We start from the raw sequence: 18,906 nt of genomic DNA, 5'->3' as shown, positions 1-18,906 counted from the left end.
ATTGCGGGCAGATTGTTGCACAAAGCCCCGGCAATATTATCTTGGATTTCGTAAAAATGCCTTGCACCCTTACGGGCTTATCTACCAATAACTGAAAAAATATAATCACTTCCCAGTCATCTATATCAGAACGGGAGAAAATCGTGCAGTCTCGGGCAACAAGAGGGACGCTTGCACTCGCGGTTCTTGCAATCTCAATAACAATGGCCGGATGCGCAAGCATGGGCAATGTTGCACCGCAATCGAAGCGCGTCGATCCGTCCGCGCTCGATGCCGGATCGGCGATCCGGGCGGCGAACCGCGATGCAGGCTGGCCCAGCGCCGATTGGTGGCGCGCTTACGGCGATCCGCAACTGGACGGCTGGATCACCGCCGCGCAGGCCGGCAATCCGTCGCTGGCGGCGGCCCAGGCGCGCGTGCGCCAGGCGCAGGCCGCCGCGCGCGTTGCCCATGCGGATGAATTGCCGCAGGTCGACGGCCGGCTGTCGCTCGAACGCGAGCACTGGCCCGACGACTACTTCTACGGCCCCGGCACGCTCTCGAACAGCAACACCTGGAACAACACCGGCACGCTGAACCTGTCCTATCACCTCGATCTCTGGGGCAAGGACAAGAACAACGCCGAGCGTGCGCTCGATGCAGCACGCGCACAAGCGGCCGACGAACGCGCCGCGCGCCTCGAACTCGAGGTCAACGTGGTGCGCACCTATATCGATTTCGCGAAGAATTTCGCGCTGCTCGATATCGCCCATCAAGCCTACGACCGCCAGCACGAACTCGTCGAGCTGGCGCAGAAGCGGCTGCGCGCCGGCATCGGCACGCAGCTCGAACTGAGCCAGGCCGAATCGCCGCTGCCCGACTATTCCCGCCAGATCGACAGCTACGAGGAAGCGGTGCAACTCGGCCGCCATCAATTGGCGGCGCTGGCCGGCAAGGGCCCCGGCGCGGCCGAGGCGCTCACGCGCCCGGCGCTGTCGCTGGAAACGCCGGCCAGCTTGCCTTCGGCGCTGCCTGCAGAGTTGATCGGCCGCCGCCCCGACGTGGTGGCCGCGCGCTGGATGGTCGACGCGCAGGCACGCGGCATCGACGTGGCCAAGGCGCAGTTCTACCCGAACGTCGATCTGATGGCCTCGCTCGGCGGCTTCGGCGTGGGCTCGGCGCTCACCGGCTTCCTGCGTTCGATGAACGGCGGCTGGACGGCCGGCCCGGCGATCACGCTGCCGATCTTCGAGGGCGGCCGCCTGCGCGCGCAACTCGGCGGGGCCGCAGCCGGCTACGACGAGGCCGTCGAACACTACAACCAGACGCTGGTGTCGGCGCTCAAGGACATCGCCGACAACGTGGTGCGGATCCGCTCGCTCGACACGCAGCGCAAGGACGCCGCGCGCTCGGTGTCGCTGACGCGGCGCAGCTTCGACCTCTCGCACCAGGGCTTCAAGCGCGGCCTGACCGACTATGTGAACGTGCTCGTCTCGCAGTCGCAACTGCTGCGCGCGCAGGAAAGCCAGACGCGCATCGAGGCGGAACGGCTGGCTGCCCATGCGTCGCTGATGGCCGCGCTCGGCGGCGGGCTCGATACGCCGGAAAACGGGCCGCACGATGCCGACACGCCGAAGGCCGCAGCGGCCACAACGGCCGCAGCGGCCGCAGCGCCGCTCGCAGCAGCGGGCGGCGCTGCCGCCACGGCATCCGGCAAACCGGCCGGCGCCGACACCGCCGCCAACCCGGCAGCGGCCCGCGCCACCATGGCCCGCCCGGCCGCCGCCACCCGCAGCGCCACCGCGCCTGCGGCCGACTGAGGGCGCCGACCATGTCCGCCTCCCCGTCCTCCCCCACCGCCACGCCGCCTGGCCGCCACCCGTTCGCGGCGCTGGCCGCCACGTTCGCCGACTGGGCGCGCACCGACGGCAACGCCTGGCTCTACCTCGTCAAGGCGCTGACGGCCGCGTTTCTCGCGATCGGCGTGTCGATGGTGCTCGACCTGCCCGCGCCGAAAACGGCCATGACCACCGTGTTCATCGTCATGCAGCCGCAAAGCGGCGCGGTGCTGGCCAAGAGCTTCTACCGCCTGACGGGCACCTTCGTGGGCCTGGTGGCCACGCTGACCTTCGTCGCGCTGTTCCCGCAGCAGCCCTGGCTGTTCCTGAGCGCCGTGTCGCTGTGGGTGGCGATCTGCAACGCGGGCGCCGCGCGCAACCGCAACTTCCGCAGCTACGGCTTCCTGCTGGCCGGCTACACGGCCGCGCTGATCGGCCTGCCCGCCTCGCAGCAGCCCGACACGGCGTTCATGACGGCGCTCACGCGGGTGGCCGAAATCGTCGTGGCGATCGTCTCGGCCGGGCTGGTCAGCGCGTTGCTGTTCCCGCGCTACACGGGCCAGCAGATGCGCACCACAGTGCGCCGCCGCTTCTCGTCGTTCGTCGATTACGTGACGTCGGCGCTGTCGGGCAAGCTCGACCGCGCGCAAATCGAGAAGGTGCACACGAATTTCGTGGCCGACGTGATCGGTTTCGAATCGGCGCGCAGCATGGCCGTGTTCGAGAATCACGAATCGCGCAAGCGCAACGGGCGGCTCACGCGCCTGAACAGCGAGTTCATGACCGCATCGAGCCGCTTTCACGCGCTGCATCAGTTGATGAACCGGCTGCGCGCCGCGCATGACACGACCGTGATCGCCGCGATCGAGCCGTACTTCCGCGAAATCGCGCCGCTGCTCGAACCGGACGGACGGCCGGTGCTCACCGCCGCCGAAGCCACGCGCGTGACCGAGCCGCTGCTGGCCTATCGCGACGCACTGCCGCAACGGCTGCGCGCCACCCGTGCCGAGCTCGAACGGCAGCCCGAGTTCCCGTTGCTCGATTTCGACACGGCCGCCGAGTTGCTCTACCGCTTCATCAGCGACGTGCACGACTACGCCGCCACCTACGGGTCGCTCGCCAGCGAGACGCACGAACGCGAGCGCTGGATCGAACATTTCGAGCCGAAGACCAACCTGACCGCCGCGTTGATCGCGGGCCTGCGCACCGGCGTCGTGATGATGCTGCTGGGCTGGTTCTGGATCCACAGCACCTGGCCGAGCGGCGTGATGCTGGTGCTGAACTCGGCGGCTGTCTGCGCGCTGGCCTCGTCGTCGCCACGCCCGAGCACCACCGCCGTGCAGATGGCCATGGGTGCGTCGTTGGGGGTGGCGATGGGCTCGCTGCTGATGTTCGTGATCTACCCGCGCATCGACGGCTTCGTGATGCTCTGCGTCGCGCTCGCCCCGCTGCTGTCGATCGGCATCTGGCTGACGATGAAGCCGAAAACCGGCGCGCACGGCATGGGCTACCTGATCTTCTTCAGCTTCCTGGCCGGCCCCGACAACATCACGCGCTACGACCCGACCGACTTCATCAACAACGGCCTGGCGATCGTGCTGGCCATGGTGGTGGTGGCGATCGCGTTCGGGGTGCTGATGCCGCCCACCGCGCCCTGGCTCAAGCGCCACCTGCTCGCCGACCTGCGCCGGCAGGTCGTGCAGGCCTGCGAGGGCCGTCTGACCGGGCTGCGCACCCGCTTCGAGAGCGGCGCGCGCGACCTGATGTTCCAGGCACACACGCTGTCGGCCGACCAGCCGGGCGTGCAGCGCGACGCGCTGCGCTGGATGTTCGCGGTGCTCGAAACCGGCAACGCGATCATCGACCTGCGCCACGAACTGAAGGGCCTGCCCGACGATCCGCGCTACGCGGCCTCGATGCCGTGGCGCGTCGCGATCCGCACCATGCGCCGCAAGGTCTGCGCGCTGTTCGCCGGGCCGAAGCCGGCGCGCTTCGACGCCGCGCTGGCCGCGACGATCGACGCCATCGCGGCCACCCACCAGGCGCTCGACACGTTCGCGCCGCCGGCCGAGGAACGCCAGCGCCTGCAACGCATCCTCAGTCACCTGCATCTCGTGCGCACCGCGCTGCTCGATCGTGACTCGCCGCTCGCGGCGCTCGACGGCAACGCCGCGCCGCCTACTCCGGGAGCCCCATCATGATGCCGCGTGAAATCGCCGTATTCGACGCGTACATGCCGACCGTCGTGCTGTTGTTCGTGCTCGGCGCCATCCTGACCTGGGCGCTGGACCGGGTGCTGGCCGCCACCGGCCTGTACCGGCTGGTCTGGCATCCCTCGCTGTTCCGCGCCAGCCTGCTTGTCTGCATCTGCGGCGGCCTGAGCCTCGCCGTCTACCGTTGAAATGAATCGAACCATGCTCCTCAAAAAACTTTTCGGCTTCGTCGCGACAGCCGTGATCCTCGTCGTCGCGATCCTGATCGGACACCGGCTGTGGGTCCATTACATGGACGAGCCGTGGACCCGCGACGGCCGGGTGCGCGCCGAAATCGTCAACGTCGCGCCGGACGTGTCGGGCGCCGTGGTCGAGCTGCCGGTGCGCGACAACCAGTTCGTGCACAAGGGCGACCTGATCATGCAGATCGACCCGTCGCATTACGCAATCGCCGTCGAGCAGGCCAAGGCCGCCGTGGCCGCGCGCCAGTCCGAGTTGCAGATGAAGCGTGCGGACGCCGCGCGCCGCGCCGATCTCGACGCCGCCGTGGTGTCGAAGGAAAACCGCGAGAACGCCGCGCAAACCGCCTCGGGCGCCGCCGCCCAGCTCCAGCAGGCCAACGCCGCGCTCGACGCCGCCAAGCTGAACCTCGAACGCACGCGGGTGATCGCGCCGGTAGACGGCTACATCACCAACCTGAACGTGTTCAAGGGCGACTACGCGACAGCCGGCAACGCCAAGCTCGCGATCATCGACAGCCATTCGTTCTGGGTCTACGGCTACTTCGAGGAAACCAAGCTGCCGCGCGTGAAGCTCGGCGCGAAGGCCGAGATGCGGCTGATGAGCGGCGGCGTGCTGAAGGGCCATGTCGACAGCTTCGCGCGCGGCATCTACGACCGCGACAACCCGCAAAGCCGCGATCTGGTGGCCGATGTCAATCCGACCTTCAACTGGGTGCGCCTCGCGCAACGCGTGCCGGTGCGCATCCATATCGACGAAGTGCCGGACGGCGTGGTGCTGTCGGCCGGCACCACCTGCACGGTGATCGTCGACGAGGGCAAGCCGCAGGCGGGCGCCGAACGGAAGAGTCCGGCCACCGCCGCGCCCGCGCATTCCTGAACCTCGCCGCCCCGGCTGCCATGAAAATGTCCGCTATCGAATCTTTCAAGCAGGCATGCAGCGGGGCGAAAGATCTTATGGGGCGACAGGTTAAGCCGGATTCCGGCCGTTGCTTGGCTCTCGCCGCTTTTGGAGCCGGGTGCCGCATAGGCGCTTTGGCCTGCCCATCGGCAGCCATTTTTTCTCGCGAGCGGGGCGCGACGACACATTGATCGGGTTGGCCCATGAACTGGAGCAAGCGCCCCCCGGGGCTACCCGACAGCCTGTGATCGGCGGCCCCAAGGCCATCCTGCGCGGCCCCAACGTCAGGCGCGGCGCCCATCGGTACCGCACCTACCTCACCATGACGCCATCCGCCAGCCTTGCTCGGTCGCTGTCAAGCGATCCGTCAAGCCAAGGCCATTCATGAATGGATCGTCGTGCGACACCACCATCAAAGCGCCTCGATAGCCGCGCAGCATGGCCTCCAGCGCCTGCACCGAAGGCAGGTCTAGGTGGTTGCTGGGCTCGTCCAGCAATAGCAGTTGCGCCGGCGGGTCGGCGTAAAGCACACATGCCAGCGCCGCCTTCAGGCGTTCCCCACCACTGAGCGAACCGCCAGGCGCCGTGATTTTCCGGGCATCCAGGCCGAGCTGCGCTAGGCGCATACGCAGTTCGCCTTCGGTGGCCATGCGGTTGGCTCCCAGCATCTGCTCCAGCACTGTACGCTGCGGCTCCAGGTTGGCCAGCCGTTGGTCCAGATAGACACCCTCTACAGAAATCTTGCATATCCCGGACAAGGGTTGAAGTTGGCGGGCGAGCACTTTGAGCAAGGTGGACTTGCCGCAGCCGTTGGGTCCGACAACGCCGACACGCTGCTGCCCGGCCAACATCAAGCTGATGCGGCGCGTGGCAGCCGGAACAAAGGGCAGTTCCACGTCTTCCAGTTCCGCGACTCGTCGCTGCGAAGGCGCGGCGACCGGCAAAGAGTGCACCACGATCGCCCAATCTTCTTCGACCTGTTGCGCGGCCTCGTGCACGCGCTGGGCGAGTCGCTCCCGGGTGGCCGCATGCTGTTGGCGCAACTTTCCCGCCGAACTCTCGCTGCGTTCCTTCTGGCGGTCCAGCAGGATCTTGGCTTGATTGGCTTCGTGCCCATGCCGATTGCCGCGGGCCTGCCGCCGTTCCTGGCGCTCGCGCTGCTCGCGCAGGGACTGTTCTTCGCGTTGGCGTTCGAGCTTGCGCTGTTCGAGCTGCTGGATGGCGTTCTGCCGCTCCTGCTCCTTGCACTGCGCGTAGAAGGTGTAGTTGCCGCCATAGTTGCGCAGTCCCAGAGACGACAATTCCACGATTCGCGCCATTGTCTCCAACAATTGCCGGTCGTGGCTCACCACCAGCAGCCCGCGCGGCCAACGCTGCAACTGCTCGATCAACGCCTCGCGGTTGAATCGGTCGAGATGATTACTGGGTTCGTCCAGAATGAGGAAATCGGCATCCGACAAAAAGGCGCCGATCAGCGTGACGCGCATGGCCTGGCCGCCACTGAGTGCGCTGACAGGCGTGGAAGCATCGAGATGACCCAGGCCATTGCGTTCCAATTCGTGCTGCAGGCGCAGGCGTACATCCCAACGGTCGCCCACGGCATCGAAATCCTCGGCCTCACTGCTGCCCGCTTCGATGCGCTGCAGCGCATCGAGTGTGGCCTGCACCCCTGCCAGGCCCGCAACGGTGCCCCCCGCCGGAAGCGATACCTGCTGGGCCAAGTAATACACGCTGCCCGAGCGCACACAGCGCCCAGCCGTCGGCTGCACCTGTCCCGCCAGCATGCGCGCCAGCACCGTCTTGCCGACGCCATTGCGCCCGACCAGACCGGTGGGATGGTGGTCAAGCTGTTCGTCGAGTTCGGAGAAGAGCGTCCTGCCGTCCGGCAGAATATAAGACACGCCTTCCAGCGAAAGATAGGGACTCGTCATGTGTCATTTCCAAGGATGCCAAGAACTCCCCCTGTTCGTGGGGGTAGGTGGAGACTGGCCGTCGTATAGACGGCGGCATCAAGGACGCATGACGAATACCTCGGTAATGTGTGGTCGCAGCGCAATTTTAAAAACATCTGCGACAGCGCGCAAAGTCGTGCTGTCCACAAAGGCAGAAGCAGGCGCGCTTGCCAACCCCGGCGATACTACGTGAGTCTCGAAGCGGGCGATTGGGTACCGATGCTTCGCCTGAGCGGTTGATCAACCTGCCGTACCGGGCTTCGGCGTAGTCCAGCGAAGTTCGGTGCCGGAGTCATGGTGAAATGAAAAACCCCGCGCTGCCTGACGCATCGCGGGGTTTTTCGTTGGTGCCGGAAACGGACGAAGCGGGCGCCCGGCGCTTCGCGTCTCAGCCCGCCACGCGGAAGTGCCCCACCAGCGCCTTCAGCGATTGCGCCTGCTCGTCGAGCGAGCGTGCCGCCGCGGCGGCCTGCTCGACCAGCGCCGCATTTTGCTGCGTGCCGGAATCCATCTGCTCGACCGCGCGGCCGATCTCGTCGATGCCGGCGCTCTGTTCGGTCGATGCGGCCGAAATCTCGCCGATGATGTCGGTCACGCGCCGCACCGCGCGCACCACGTCCTCCATCGTGCGGCCGGCATCGGTCGCCAGTTGCGCGCCGTTCGCCACGCGATCCACCGACGCGCCGATCAACTGGCGGATTTCCTTGGCCGCCGTGGCCGAGCGCTGCGCGAGCGAACGCACCTCGCTCGCCACCACCGAGAAGCCGCGCCCGTTCTCGCCCGCGCGCGCCGCCTCGACCGCCGCGTTGAGCGCGAGGATGTTGGTCTGGAACGCGATGCCCTCGATCGTGCCGATGATCTCGCGAATGCTGCGGGCGCTCGCGTCGATCTCGTTCATGGTGCTGACCACGCGGCCCACCACCTCGCCGCCCTGCTCGGCCACGTCGGACGCGTTCTGCGCCAGCGCGCTGGCCTGCCGCGCGTTCTCGGCATTCTGGTGCACGGTGGAAGTCAGTTGCGACATGCTCGACGAAGTGCGCTCCAGCGCCACCGCCTGCTGCTCGGTGCGCTGCGACAGATCGAGATTGCCGGTGGAGATTTCGCTCGACGCCGACGCGATCGCCTCGGCGCTGGCCGCGATCTCGCGCACCGTCTGCCCGAGTTCGCGCTGCATCGCATCGAGCGCGAACAGCACGCTGTCGCGATCGCGCTTGCTGAGCTTGACCGGCTGGGTCAGGTCGCCGCGCGCGATGCCGGCCGCGATCACCTTTGCCGTGGCCGGTTCGCCGCCTAGTTGCGCGCCCAGCCGCTGCACCACCCACGAGGCGATCAGGATCGCCAGCACGATCAGCCCGGCCGTCATCACGGCGATCATCAGCAGCGAGGCGTGGAAGCGCGCCGTGGACGCGTCGCGCGTTTCCTTGGCGGCTTCGCCGCGCGCCGCGACCAGCGTATCGACCTGCTTTTCGAGCTTGCCCGTTTCGACCAGCAGGCTCACGTCCTGCGTGCCGACCTGCCAGTTCATCTGCGACAGATCCAGCGATTGCTGCTTGACCAGCGTGACGAAGTCGCTCAGATGGCCGCTCCAGTCCTTCACCGACTTGGCGAAGCTGTCGAGCGCGGCGCGGTCGCCGGCGTCGGCGTAGCGGTCGAGCACGGCCAGTTCGGTCGTGATGCCGTTCAGGTCGCCCGTGATGTCGTTGCCGAGATCGTCGCGCTCCTTGGCCGTGGTGGCCGTCAGCAGCATCTTCTGCGCACGGCTCGCGCGCAACACGTGGCCGCGCACCGATTCGGCCGCCTGGCTCGCGACGTGGCCCTGTTCGTAGACGGAGCGGATCGATTCGTCGAGCCGGCTGATCTGCCAGAGCGAGAACAGGCCGATCGCCAGCGTGCCCACCAGCACCACGGCGAACGCCGCATACAGCGTCGCCCGCACCGACCAGGCCCGCCCCGGCGCCCGCGTGCCCCGTGTCGAAGCGGCCGACGCGGCGGCGCCGGACGTCATGCCTGCCGTCGCCGGCCGTGCGCGCAGCGAAATTCCCATCATCCTTCCCCCGTACTCATTCTGCTGCCGGAAATGTCGGCTCCGGCATCACCGTACGGCCGCCAGCCGCGGATCTGCGGCACGGACCATTCCGCGCGTGTCGTCACGGATAAGGAATTGTCGGCAGGTCGGATTTTTTTCTTGAGTACGGGTCTGTCCTGATAGGAGGCAATTTTTATTCGTGCAAATAAAAATCTTGTGCGCGCGCTGCACCGAATCGAGCCCGCCAGGATGTCCGAATCGCGACAAAACTTGGCCTGACAATCCGAGTGAGCCAATTTACACTCCGGTGACGCTGTTACGAATTCCCATTACACCGCGCGGCCCCGCCGCCCAATGCTCGTTCGCCATGCAAACCAGCCTCGATACCGCTCAGCCCTTGCCCAACACGCCGGGCGCCACCGCAGCGCCGGCGCCCGCCCGCACCGATTACCCGGTGCTCGGCGCGATCAGCTTCTCGCACCTGCTCAACGACATGATTCAGTCGTTGATCCTGGCGATCTATCCGATGCTGAAGGACAACTTCTCGCTGTCCTTCGCGCAGATCGGCCTGATCACGCTGACCTACCAGATCACCGCCTCGCTGCTGCAACCGCTGGTGGGCCTCTATACCGACAAGCGGCCGCTGCCGTATTCGCTGCCGGTCGGCATGGGCTTCACGCTGTCGGGGCTGCTGCTGATGTCGGTCGCGCCGAGCTTCGGCGTGCTGCTGGTGGCGGCCGCCCTGGTGGGTTGCGGCTCGTCGGTGTTCCATCCGGAATCGTCGCGCGTGGCGCGGATGGCCTCGGGCGGACGCCACGGCCTCGCGCAGTCGCTGTTCCAGGTGGGCGGCAACGCCGGCACCTCGCTCGGGCCGTTGCTCGCGGCGCTGGTGATCATCCCGCACGGCCAGCACAGCATCGCGTGGGTGTCGGTGGCCGCGCTGGTGGCGATCGTGGTGCTCGCGCAAATCGGCCGCTGGTACAGCCGTCAGCCGTCGCTGAAGAAGCGCAAGGCCGGCGAGCGCCATGCCACGCTGTCGAGAAAGCAGGTCCTGCTCGCGCTCGGCGTGCTGATGATGCTGGTGTTCTCGAAGTATTTCTACCTGGCCAGCATCACCAGCTACTTCACCTTCTACCTGATGGATCGCTTCCATCTCGGCGTGCAAGCCGCGCAGTTGCACCTGTTCATCTTCCTCGCCGCCGTGGCGGCCGGCACCGTGATCGGCGGCCCGATCGGCGACCGTATCGGCCGCAAGGTCGTGATCTGGGTGTCGATCCTCGGCGTCGCGCCGTTCACGCTGATGCTGCCGCACGCAAACCTGTTCTGGACCAGCGTGCTGACCGTGATCATCGGCGTGGTGCTGGCCTCGGCGTTCTCGGCGATCCTCGTCTACGCCCAGGAGCTGATTCCGGGCAAGGTCGGGATGGTGGCGGGCCTGTTCTTCGGCCTCGCGTTCGGGATGGGCGGGATCGGCGCGGCGGTGCTCGGCGACATCGCCGATGCGACCAGCGTGTCGTACGTCTACCAGCTTTGCGCCTATCTGCCGCTGCTCGGCGTGCTGACGGTGCTGTTGCCCGACGTCGAGGGCAAGAAGGCGAAACGGGCGGCGGCCGCCGCGTAAGCCGCCTCGCCCTTCCCGAATGCAAAAAGCCCGGTTCAGAACCGGGCTTTTTTTCGTCTGCTCGCGCCGCGAACCGGCCGGCGTTCTCAGGCCGGCAACGCACTCGCCGGATCGGACTCGCCGGTTGCCGCAAGCGGCGCGCCGGCCAGCCCGATCAGGAACCCCTTCAGGATTTCCGACGAATAGGCTGCGGCGATTTCAGTCAGGAAATTCGTGAACGAGGCCGTGGCGTGGTCGTCGGCCGTGTCGGAGATGGTGCGCACCACCGCGCACGGCACGCCGTATTCGTAACAGACCTGCGCCAGCGCCGCGCCTTCCATTTCGACGGCCAGCGCATCGGGCAGCGCCTCGCGCAACGCGACGACTTCCGGCTCGCTCGACACGAACCGGTCGCCGCTGATGATCAGGCCCGCATGCACGCGCGCGCCGCGCAGCCGGAAGCGCGCCTTCAGCGCTTCGCCGTGCTCGGCCACGAACGCGTCGCAGGCCGCATGCAGCCGCGCCGACAGCGCCGCATCGGCCGCGAAGCGCGTGATGCCGAGCAGCGGCACTTCGTGGCGGGGGAAGATCGGCGAGGCGTCGAGATCGTGCTGCAACAGCGCCTGCGCCACCACCACGTCGCCCACCGCCACCTCGCGCGACACGCCGCCGGCCACCCCGACGAACACGATCGCGCGCACATCGAAGCGATGGATCAGCGCGGTGGCCGTGGTGGCGGCCGCCACCTTGCCGACGCGTGCGAGCGTCACCACGCAGGGCACGCCGTAGGCGGTGCCGACGTGGTATTCGCGCTGCCCGAGCGCGATCGTCTCGACCGCGCCCTCGGCGCGCATCGCGGCGACCAGATCGCCCAATTCCTGCGGCAGCGCGGCGAGGATGCCGAGCGGCCGGCTGCGGTCGAAGCTCAGAGAAGACGTCATGATCATTCCACCGGCTGGAGTTTTGCGACGGCCAGCGCGAGCCATTTCTCGCCGTGCCGCTTGAATCGGACCTGCGCCTTCGCATCGGCGCCTTCGCCTTCGAGGGCCGTGACCTTGCCCTCGCCGAATTTGGTATGAAACACCGCCTGGCCGACGCGGAAGCCGTTGCCGGCCGCGCGCTTCTCGTTGGCGAACGCCGGCAGCGGCGCCGTCACGGCCGCGTCGACCACCGTCTCGCGCGAGCCGCCGCTGCTGCTGCCGCTACCGCCGCCCGGCCGCGAGAACCAGTTGCGGCCATAGCCCGCGTTGTCCGCACGGCCGCCCCAGCGGCTGCCGGCCTCGACCTGCGGCGTCAGCCACTTCAGCACGTGCTGCGGCAGCTCGTCGAAAAAGCGCGAGCGGATGTTGTAGCGCGTCTGGCCGTGCAGCATGCGGCTTTGCGCGAACGACATGTATAGCCGCTCCTTGGCGCGCGTGATCGCCACGTACATGAGCCGGCGCTCCTCCTCCAGCCCCTCCGATTCGAGCGCGCTGTTCTCGTGCGGGAACAGGCCTTCTTCCAGGCCGGTGATGAACACGGCCGAGAATTCGAGGCCCTTGGCCGCATGCACGGTCATCAGTTGCACGGCATCCTGGCCGGCCTGCGCCTGGTTGTCGCCGGCCTCCAGCGAGGCGTGCGACAGGAAGCCGGCCAGCGGCGTCATGGTGTCGGGGTTCTGGGCCGGGTCGCCCAGCTCGGCCGGCGCCAGCACCGTGTCGGCCGCGTCGCCCGCCACGGCGATCTCGGGCGCCGCGCTCGCGCCGGGGCGCAGCGGAACCGCACGCGCCGGCGCATCGAGCCCGTAACCCTCCTCGCCGACGAACGCGGTGGCCGCGTTGACCAGTTCCTGCAAGTTTTCGAGGCGATCCTGCCCTTCGCGCTCGCCCTCGTAGAAAGCGCCGAGGCCGCTCACGCGCACCACATATTCGACCGTCTCGGGCAGGCTCATCCGCGCCGTCTCGGCACGCATCTTCGCGATCAGGTTCGCGAACGCGCCGAGGCTCGACCCGGCCTTGCCCGTGACATAAGGGATCGCGGCCGACATCGCGCAGTTGTAGAGCCGCGCCGCATCGGCAAGCTGCTCGATCGAGCGCGCGCCGATGCCGCGCGTCGGGAAATTGACCACGCGCACGAACGCCGTATCGTCGTTCGGGTTGTCGATCAGGCGCAGATAGGCCAGCGCGTGCTTGATTTCCTGGCGCTCGAAGAAGCGCAGGCCGCCATACACGCGATAGGCGATGCCGGCCGTCATCAGCGTGTGCTCGATCGCGCGCGACTGCGCGTTGCTGCGATAGAGCACGGCCACTTCGCTGCGCGCCATGCCGGTGGTGATCAGCGAGCGGATTTCCTCGACGATCCAGCCGGCTTCCTGGGAATCGGTGGCCGCCTCGTACACGCGCACCGGCTCGCCGTGCCCGGCATCGGTGCGCAGGTTCTTGCCGAGCCGGTGCGAGTTGTGCGCGATCAGGTGATTGGCCGCATCGAGGATATTGCCGTGCGAGCGGTAGTTCTGTTCGAGCTTGATCAGATTGCGGACCCGGAATTCATCCTCGAAGTCGCGCATGTTGCCGACGTTCGCGCCACGGAACGCGTAGATCGACTGATCGTCGTCGCCCACCGCGAAGATCGCGTTTTCCGAGCCGGCCAGCAGCTTGAGCCAGGCGTATTGCAGCTTGTTCGTATCCTGGAACTCGTCCACCAGGATCTGCCGGAAGCGCGACTGGTAATGCGCGCGCAGCGGCGGATTGAACATCAGCAGCTCGTAGCAGCGCAGCAGCAGCTCGGGGAAATCGACCACGCCCTCGCGCTGGCATTGCTGGTCGTAGGCCTGGTACAGCTCGACGAACATCCGGTTGAAGTTGTCGGTGGCCTCGACCTTGTCCGGGCGCAGCCCTTGCTCTTTCGCGTTGTTGATGAAGTACTGGACGTTCTTCGGCGGATATTTCTCGTCGTCGATGTTTGAGGCCTTCATCAGGCGCTTGATCGCCGACAGTTGATCGGCCGTGTCCAGGATCTGAAAGGTTTGCGGCAGCCCGGCGTCGCGGTAATGCGCGCGCAGCATGCGGTTGCACAGCCCGTGGAACGTGCCGATCCACATGCCGCGCGTGTCGATCGGCATCATCGCCGACAGCCGCGTCAGCATTTCGCGCGCGGCCTTGTTCGTAAACGTGACGGCCAGCACGGTGGGCGGCGACGCGAGGCCTTGCTGGATCAGCCAGGCGATCCGCGTGATCAGCACGCGTGTCTTGCCGCTGCCCGCACCGGCGAGGATCAGCGCGGGCTCGTTGGGCAGCGTGACGGCGGCATATTGTTCGGGGTTCAGGTTCGCGAGCAGATCGGGCATAAAGCGGGAGGCGGACGGTGGGAGGTCAGACAGGCCGGACATTATAGAGCGGTTGCGGATAGCGCCGCCGCGCTGGCGCCGGCGCATCGGCACGGCGATTTGCGCTGCCTCGGCGAGCCCGTGCGCGCCCTCGCGCTCCCGGGCGATGCGCATCCATTTATAATTCACGGTTTCCGCATCAATCACGCATTCCTTCAGGCATTTCCAACCATGAGCGACGACAGCACGCTGGCGAAGAGTTTCGAGCCCCAGACCATCGAATCCCATTGGGGGCCGGAATGGGAAAAGCGCGGCTATGCCGCCCCGGCGTTCGACCCGGCCAAACCCGATTTCGCGATCCAGCTCCCGCCGCCGAACGTCACGGGCACCCTGCACATGGGCCACGCGTTCAACCAGACCATCATGGACGGCCTGGCCCGCTATCACCGCATGCGCGGCGACAACACGCTGTGGGTGCCGGGCACCGATCACGCCGGCATCGCCACGCAGATCGTCGTCGAGCGCCAGCTCGACGCGCAGAAGATCTCCCGCCACGACCTCGGCCGCGAGAAGTTCGTCGAGCGCGTGTGGGAGTGGAAGGAAAAATCGGGCTCCACGATCACCAACCAGGTGCGCCGGCTCGGCGCCTCGACCGATTGGGGCCGCGAATATTTCACGATGGACGACAAGCTCTCGTCGGTCGTGCGCGAAGTGTTCGTGCAGCTCTACGAGCAGGGCCTCATCTATCGCGGCAAGCGCCTCGTCAACTGGGACCCGGTGCTGATGACGGCCGTGTCCGATCTCGAGGTGGTCAGCGAGGAAGAAAACGGCAGCCTCTGGCACATCAACTACCCGCTCGCCTCGGGCGACGGCCACCTGACGGTCGCCACCACACGCCCGGAAACCCTGCTCGGCGACGTGGCCGTGATGGTCCACCCGGAAGACGAGCGCTACCGCCACCTGATCGGCCAGTCGGTGCGCCTGCCGCTGTGCGACCGCGAGATCCCGATCATCGCCGACGATTACGTCGACCGCGAATTCGGCACCGGCGTGGTGAAGGTCACGCCCGCGCACGATCAGAACGACTACCAGGTCGGCCAGCGCCACCAGCTTGCGCAGATCGAAATCCTCACGCTCGACGCGAAGATCAACGACAACGCGCCGCCCGCCTATCGCGGCCTCGACCGCTTCGAGGCGCGCAAGCGCGTGGTGGCCGATCTGGAAGCGCTCGGCGCGCTCGATTCGGTCAAGCCGCACAAGCTGATGGTGCCGCGCGGCGATCGCACCGGCGTGGTGATCGAGCCGATGCTGACCGACCAGTGGTTCGTCGCGATGACCAAGCCGGCGCCCGAAGGCAGCTTCCATCCGGGCAAGTCGATCACCGAGGTGTCGCTCGACGTGGTGCGCGACGGCAGCATCAAGTTCGTGCCCGACAACTGGACCACCACCTACTACCAGTGGCTCGAGAACATCCAGGACTGGTGCATCTCGCGCCAGCTCTGGTGGGGCCACCAGATCCCGGCGTGGTATGGCGAGAACGGCGAGATCTTCGTCGCCCGCGACGAGGCCGGCGCGCGCGCCAAGGCCGCGGCCGCCGGCTACGGCGGCGCGCTCAGGCGCGACGAGGACGTGCTCGACACCTGGTTCTCGTCGGCGCTGGTGCCGTTCTCCTCGCTCGGCTGGCCGAACGAAACGCCCGAACTCCAGCACTTCCTGCCGTCCTCGGTGCTCGTCAGCGGCTTCGACATCATCTTCTTCTGGGTTGCCCGGATGGTCATGATGACGACGCATTTCACCGGCAAGGTGCCGTTCCACACCGTCTACATGCACGGCCTGGTGCGCGACGCGGAAGGCCAGAAGATGTCGAAGAGCAAGGGCAACACGCTCGACCCGCTCGACATCATCGACGGCATCGCGCTGGAAGACCTGGTCGCCAAGCGCACCACCGGCCTGATGAATCCGAAGCAGGCCGCCAGCATCGAGAAGAAAACCCGCAAGGAATTCGCCGACGGCATCCCGGCGTTCGGCACCGACGCGCTGCGCTTCACGATGGCGTCGATGGCCACGCTCGGCCGCAACGTCAACTTCGACCTGGCGCGCTGCGAGGGCTACCGCAACTTCTGCAACAAGCTGTGGAACGCCACGCGCTTCGTGCTGATGAACTGCGAAGGCCACGATTGCGGCACCGCCAAGCCGGAACTGTGCGGCGCGGGCGATTGCGGCCCCGGCGGCTACCTCGATTTCTCGGCGGCGGACCGCTGGATCGTCTCGCTGCTGCAACGCGTGGAAGCCGACGTCGCCAAGGGCTTCGACGATTACCGCTTCGACAACATCGCCAACAGCATCTACAAGTTCGTCTGGGACGAGTACTGCGACTGGTACGTCGAGCTGGCCAAGGTGCAGATCCAGAACGGCACGCCGGAGCAGCAGCGGGCCACGCGCCGCACGCTGCTGCGCGTGCTCGAGACGGTGCTGCGCCTCGCGCACCCGGTGATCCCGTTCATCACGGAAGCGCTGTGGCAGAAGGTGGCGCCGCTCGCGGGGCGCTACCCGGCGGGGCAGGCCGAGGGCGAAGCCTCGCTGATGGTGCAGGCCTACCCGGTCGCCGATCTCTCGAAGCTCGACGACACGGCCGAGCAATGGGCCGCCGACCTGAAGGCCGTGGTGGACGCCTGCCGCAACCTGCGCGGCGAGATGAACCTCTCGCCGGCCACCCGCGTGCCGTTGCTCGCCACCGGCGATCTCGACCGCCTGGCCGGCTTCGCGCCGTACCTGAAGGCGCTGGCGCGCCTGTCGGACGTGACGATCGTGGCCGACGAAGCCACGCTCGACGCCGAAGGCCAGGGCGCGCCGATCGCCATCGTCGGCGCCAGCAAGCTGGTGCTGAAGGTGGAGATCGACGTGAAGGCCGAACGCGAACGCCTGTCGAAGGAAGTCGCGCGTTTGGAGAACGAAATCCGCAAGTGTGAAGCCAAGCTCGGCAACGAGGCGTTCGTCGCGAAAGCCCCGCCGGCCGTGGTCGAACAGGAGCAAAAGCGCATCGCGGAATTCCGCGTCACGCTCGAAAAACTGGCGGCGCAGCTTGCGCGGCTGCCGGCGTAACAAACGGTAAGGCCGCTTGCACGGACCGTGCCAGCCCAATCAACATGGGCGGCACGGACGATACAACCCCAGATGAAAGGTCGATCACATGCTGAAAGTCACTAAGGCGGTATTCCCGGTTGCCGGCCTCGGCACCCGCTTTCTGCCGGCGACGAAGGCAAGCCCGAAGGAAATGCTGCCCGTCGTCGACAAGCCCCTGATCCAGTACGCCGTCGAGGAAGCGATCGCGGCCGGCATCACGGAAATGATCTTCGTGACCGGCCGCAGCAAGCGCGCGATCGAGGATCACTTCGACAAGTCGTACGAAGTCGAAGCCGAACTCGAAGCGCGCGGCAAGGAAAAGCTGCTCGACCTGGTGCGCAGCATCAAGCCGGCCAACGTCGATTGCTTCTACGTGCGTCAGCCGGAAGCGCTCGGCCTCGGTCACGCCGTGTTGTGCGCCGAAAAGCTGGTGGGCGACAACCCGTTCGCCGTGATCCTCGCCGACGACCTGCTCGACGGGCAGCCGCCCGTCATGAAGCAGATGGTCGATACGTTCGATCACTATCACAGCTCGATCATCGGCGTCGAAGAGATCCCCCCGAGCGAAACGCGCTCGTACGGCATCGTCGACGGCAAGGAGTGGGAAGACTCGATCATCAAGCTGTCGGGCATCATCGAGAAGCCGGCGCCCGAAGACGCGCCGTCGAACCTCGGCGTGGTCGGCCGCTACATCCTGAAGCCGCGCATCTTCGAACACCTGCGTTCGATCAAGCCCGGCGCCGGCGGCGAGCTGCAGCTCACCGACGCGATCGAGGCGCTGCTCGCCGACGAACAAGTGCTGGCCTACAAGTATCAAGGCACGCGCTTCGACTGCGGCAGCAAGCTCGGCTATCTGAAGGCGACGGTCGAGTTCGCCTTGCGCCACCCGGAAGTGCGCGACGAGTTCGAGCAATACCTGCGCGAACGCGGCACGCATCAGTCGGTGTAAAGCCCCGCCCTGTTCAACCGCGTTTTCCAACGCGGGCAGCATGAAAAACGCCGCTTCATGCGGCGTTTTTTACTGTGCGGCCCCGGCTTACTGCGCAGCGGCAGCCGGTTTGACCGATACCACCCCGGGCAGGCCGCCCGCCGGATCGGGCCGCGTCTTCACCAGCCAGCCGCGCGCGTCGTCGAACGGCAGCTTGGCCAGCGCGCCGCGCACCAGCAGCGGCATCGCGGCGAGCGCATCGGGCTGGCGGTCGCGCGCGGCGGCCGTGACCTGATAGGCCGTGGCTCCCGTGCGGCGATCGACGAAACGCAGCGTCAGCAGATGCCGGTAGACCGGCTTGCCGAACGGCAGCGGAAACGGCGCGGAGCCGTCGACGCGCAAGCCCGGCGCATCGGAGCACGGCCCGCTGTTGATCGGGCACGGCGCGCCGAGCGCGAGCTCGGCCGGCTGCGTCGCGTAGGCGATCGCGAGCCGGTAGCGCGCCGCCTGCCCCGCGTCGGCCTGCCGATAGCCGTCGTGCGCCAACGCGTCGCGCACCAGCGTCTCGACGCGCGCGTACTGCGCGTTGCCGTCCTGCGCATCGGTGCGCGTCAGTTCGTAGGTCTGCCCGGCCGTGCCGAAGCCGGCCGGCTGCCCGGTCACGCTGACGCCGGTGGTCGGCGCGGCGCACCCGGCCAGCAGCGCCACCGCGAAGCCGGCGCTCATCATTCCCATCGCCCGAATCGTTTTCATTCCCGTTCTCCTCGCGTGGCTTGCTGGAAGCCTCTGTTGCGTCGCGCCGC

General features: G+C 67.1%; 12 protein-coding genes. 7 read left to right on the top strand and 5 right to left on the bottom strand.

All coding sequences use genetic code 11. The features are described 5' to 3' along the window. Nucleotides 1–203: 203 nt before the first annotated feature. Genes AB4850_RS20980 through AB4850_RS20965 form a run of 4 tightly spaced genes read left to right on the top strand, consistent with a single transcriptional unit; the run spans nucleotide 204 to nucleotide 5,149 of the window. Nucleotides 204–1,799, top strand: coding sequence for an efflux transporter outer membrane subunit (locus AB4850_RS20980; protein ID WP_414444916.1), 1,596 nt, complete (start codon nucleotides 204–206; stop codon nucleotides 1,797–1,799). A gap of 11 nt (nucleotides 1,800–1,810) precedes the next feature. Next, nucleotides 1,811–4,018: an FUSC family protein gene (locus AB4850_RS20975; protein WP_414444915.1), complete on the top strand. Its 2,208-nt coding sequence runs from the start codon at nucleotides 1,811–1,813 to the stop codon at nucleotides 4,016–4,018. Continuing rightward, nucleotides 4,015–4,218, top strand: coding sequence for a DUF1656 domain-containing protein (locus AB4850_RS20970; RefSeq protein WP_206129043.1), 204 nt, complete (start codon nucleotides 4,015–4,017; stop codon nucleotides 4,216–4,218). The genes AB4850_RS20975 and AB4850_RS20970 overlap by 4 nt, the downstream gene beginning before the upstream one ends. A gap of 13 nt (nucleotides 4,219–4,231) precedes the next feature. Continuing rightward, nucleotides 4,232–5,149 (top strand): efflux RND transporter periplasmic adaptor subunit, encoded by a 918-nt coding sequence (locus AB4850_RS20965; RefSeq protein ID WP_414444914.1) that lies wholly within the window; start codon nucleotides 4,232–4,234, stop codon nucleotides 5,147–5,149. 338 nt (nucleotides 5,150–5,487) lie between these two features. On the opposite strand, the gene AB4850_RS20960 is transcribed toward AB4850_RS20965, so the two are convergent. Next, the gene (locus tag AB4850_RS20960) at nucleotides 5,488–7,101 is read right to left on the bottom strand and encodes an ABC-F family ATP-binding cassette domain-containing protein (RefSeq protein WP_414444913.1); all 1,614 of its coding nucleotides are present in this window, start codon (nucleotides 7,099–7,101) and stop codon (nucleotides 5,488–5,490) included. Between the two features lie 409 nt (nucleotides 7,102–7,510). Beyond that, entirely contained in the window at nucleotides 7,511–9,169 is a 1,659-nt protein-coding gene (locus AB4850_RS20955) for a methyl-accepting chemotaxis protein (RefSeq protein WP_414444912.1), read from the bottom strand. A gap of 346 nt (nucleotides 9,170–9,515) precedes the next feature. On the opposite strand from AB4850_RS20955, the gene AB4850_RS20950 reads away from it, so the two are divergent. Continuing rightward, nucleotides 9,516–10,769, top strand: coding sequence for an MFS transporter (locus tag AB4850_RS20950; protein ID WP_414444911.1), 1,254 nt, complete (start codon nucleotides 9,516–9,518; stop codon nucleotides 10,767–10,769). An 86-nt stretch (nucleotides 10,770–10,855) separates the two neighbouring features. Here AB4850_RS20950 and AB4850_RS20945 read toward each other — a convergent pair whose 3' ends face one another. Beyond that, nucleotides 10,856–11,689 (bottom strand): 5'-methylthioadenosine/adenosylhomocysteine nucleosidase, encoded by an 834-nt coding sequence (locus tag AB4850_RS20945; RefSeq protein ID WP_414444910.1) that lies wholly within the window; start codon nucleotides 11,687–11,689, stop codon nucleotides 10,856–10,858. 2 nt (nucleotides 11,690–11,691) lie between these two features. Continuing rightward, nucleotides 11,692–14,073 (bottom strand): UvrD-helicase domain-containing protein, encoded by a 2,382-nt coding sequence (locus AB4850_RS20940; RefSeq protein WP_414444909.1) that lies wholly within the window; start codon nucleotides 14,071–14,073, stop codon nucleotides 11,692–11,694. Between the two features lie 210 nt (nucleotides 14,074–14,283). Between AB4850_RS20940 and AB4850_RS20935 the strand changes: the two genes are divergently transcribed. Beyond that, nucleotides 14,284–17,154, top strand: a complete 2,871-nt coding sequence (locus AB4850_RS20935) for a valine--tRNA ligase (protein WP_414444908.1) — start codon at nucleotides 14,284–14,286, stop codon at nucleotides 17,152–17,154. A gap of 88 nt (nucleotides 17,155–17,242) precedes the next feature. Then, nucleotides 17,243–18,124 (top strand): UTP--glucose-1-phosphate uridylyltransferase GalU, encoded by an 882-nt coding sequence (gene galU, locus AB4850_RS20930; protein ID WP_414444907.1) that lies wholly within the window; start codon nucleotides 17,243–17,245, stop codon nucleotides 18,122–18,124. Between the two features lie 87 nt (nucleotides 18,125–18,211). On the opposite strand, the gene AB4850_RS20925 is transcribed toward galU, so the two are convergent. Continuing rightward, nucleotides 18,212–18,856: a DUF4136 domain-containing protein gene (locus AB4850_RS20925; RefSeq protein ID WP_414444906.1), complete on the bottom strand. Its 645-nt coding sequence runs from the start codon at nucleotides 18,854–18,856 to the stop codon at nucleotides 18,212–18,214. Nucleotides 18,857–18,906 lie beyond the last annotated feature (50 nt).

Source organism: Burkholderia sp. 22PA0106, from assembly GCF_047497155.1.
GTDB lineage: Bacteria > Pseudomonadota > Gammaproteobacteria > Burkholderiales > Burkholderiaceae > Burkholderia.
The sequence above is the reverse complement of the archived record's forward strand: the minus strand, read 5'-3'. Positions and strand labels throughout refer to the sequence as shown.

What these genes read in the sequence shown, in the direction of transcription:
- AB4850_RS20980 (WP_414444916.1), top strand. Translation starts at nt 204, where the DNA reads ATGGCCGGATGCGCAAGCATGGGCAATGTTGCACCGCAATCGAAGCGC.
- AB4850_RS20975 (WP_414444915.1), top strand. Translation starts at nt 1,811, where the DNA reads ATGTCCGCCTCCCCGTCCTCCCCCACCGCCACGCCGCCTGGCCGCCAC.
- AB4850_RS20970 (WP_206129043.1), top strand. Translation starts at nt 4,015, where the DNA reads ATGATGCCGCGTGAAATCGCCGTATTCGACGCGTACATGCCGACCGTC.
- AB4850_RS20965 (WP_414444914.1), top strand. Translation starts at nt 4,232, where the DNA reads ATGCTCCTCAAAAAACTTTTCGGCTTCGTCGCGACAGCCGTGATCCTC.
- AB4850_RS20960 (WP_414444913.1), bottom strand. Translation starts at nt 7,101, where the DNA reads ATGACGAGTCCCTATCTTTCGCTGGAAGGCGTGTCTTATATTCTGCCG.
- AB4850_RS20955 (WP_414444912.1), bottom strand. Translation starts at nt 9,169, where the DNA reads ATGATGGGAATTTCGCTGCGCGCACGGCCGGCGACGGCAGGCATGACG.
- AB4850_RS20950 (WP_414444911.1), top strand. Translation starts at nt 9,516, where the DNA reads ATGCAAACCAGCCTCGATACCGCTCAGCCCTTGCCCAACACGCCGGGC.
- AB4850_RS20945 (WP_414444910.1), bottom strand. Translation starts at nt 11,689, where the DNA reads ATGACGTCTTCTCTGAGCTTCGACCGCAGCCGGCCGCTCGGCATCCTC.
- AB4850_RS20940 (WP_414444909.1), bottom strand. Translation starts at nt 14,073, where the DNA reads ATGCCCGATCTGCTCGCGAACCTGAACCCCGAACAATATGCCGCCGTC.
- AB4850_RS20935 (WP_414444908.1), top strand. Translation starts at nt 14,284, where the DNA reads ATGAGCGACGACAGCACGCTGGCGAAGAGTTTCGAGCCCCAGACCATC.
- galU (WP_414444907.1), top strand. Translation starts at nt 17,243, where the DNA reads ATGCTGAAAGTCACTAAGGCGGTATTCCCGGTTGCCGGCCTCGGCACC.
- AB4850_RS20925 (WP_414444906.1), bottom strand. Translation starts at nt 18,856, where the DNA reads ATGAAAACGATTCGGGCGATGGGAATGATGAGCGCCGGCTTCGCGGTG.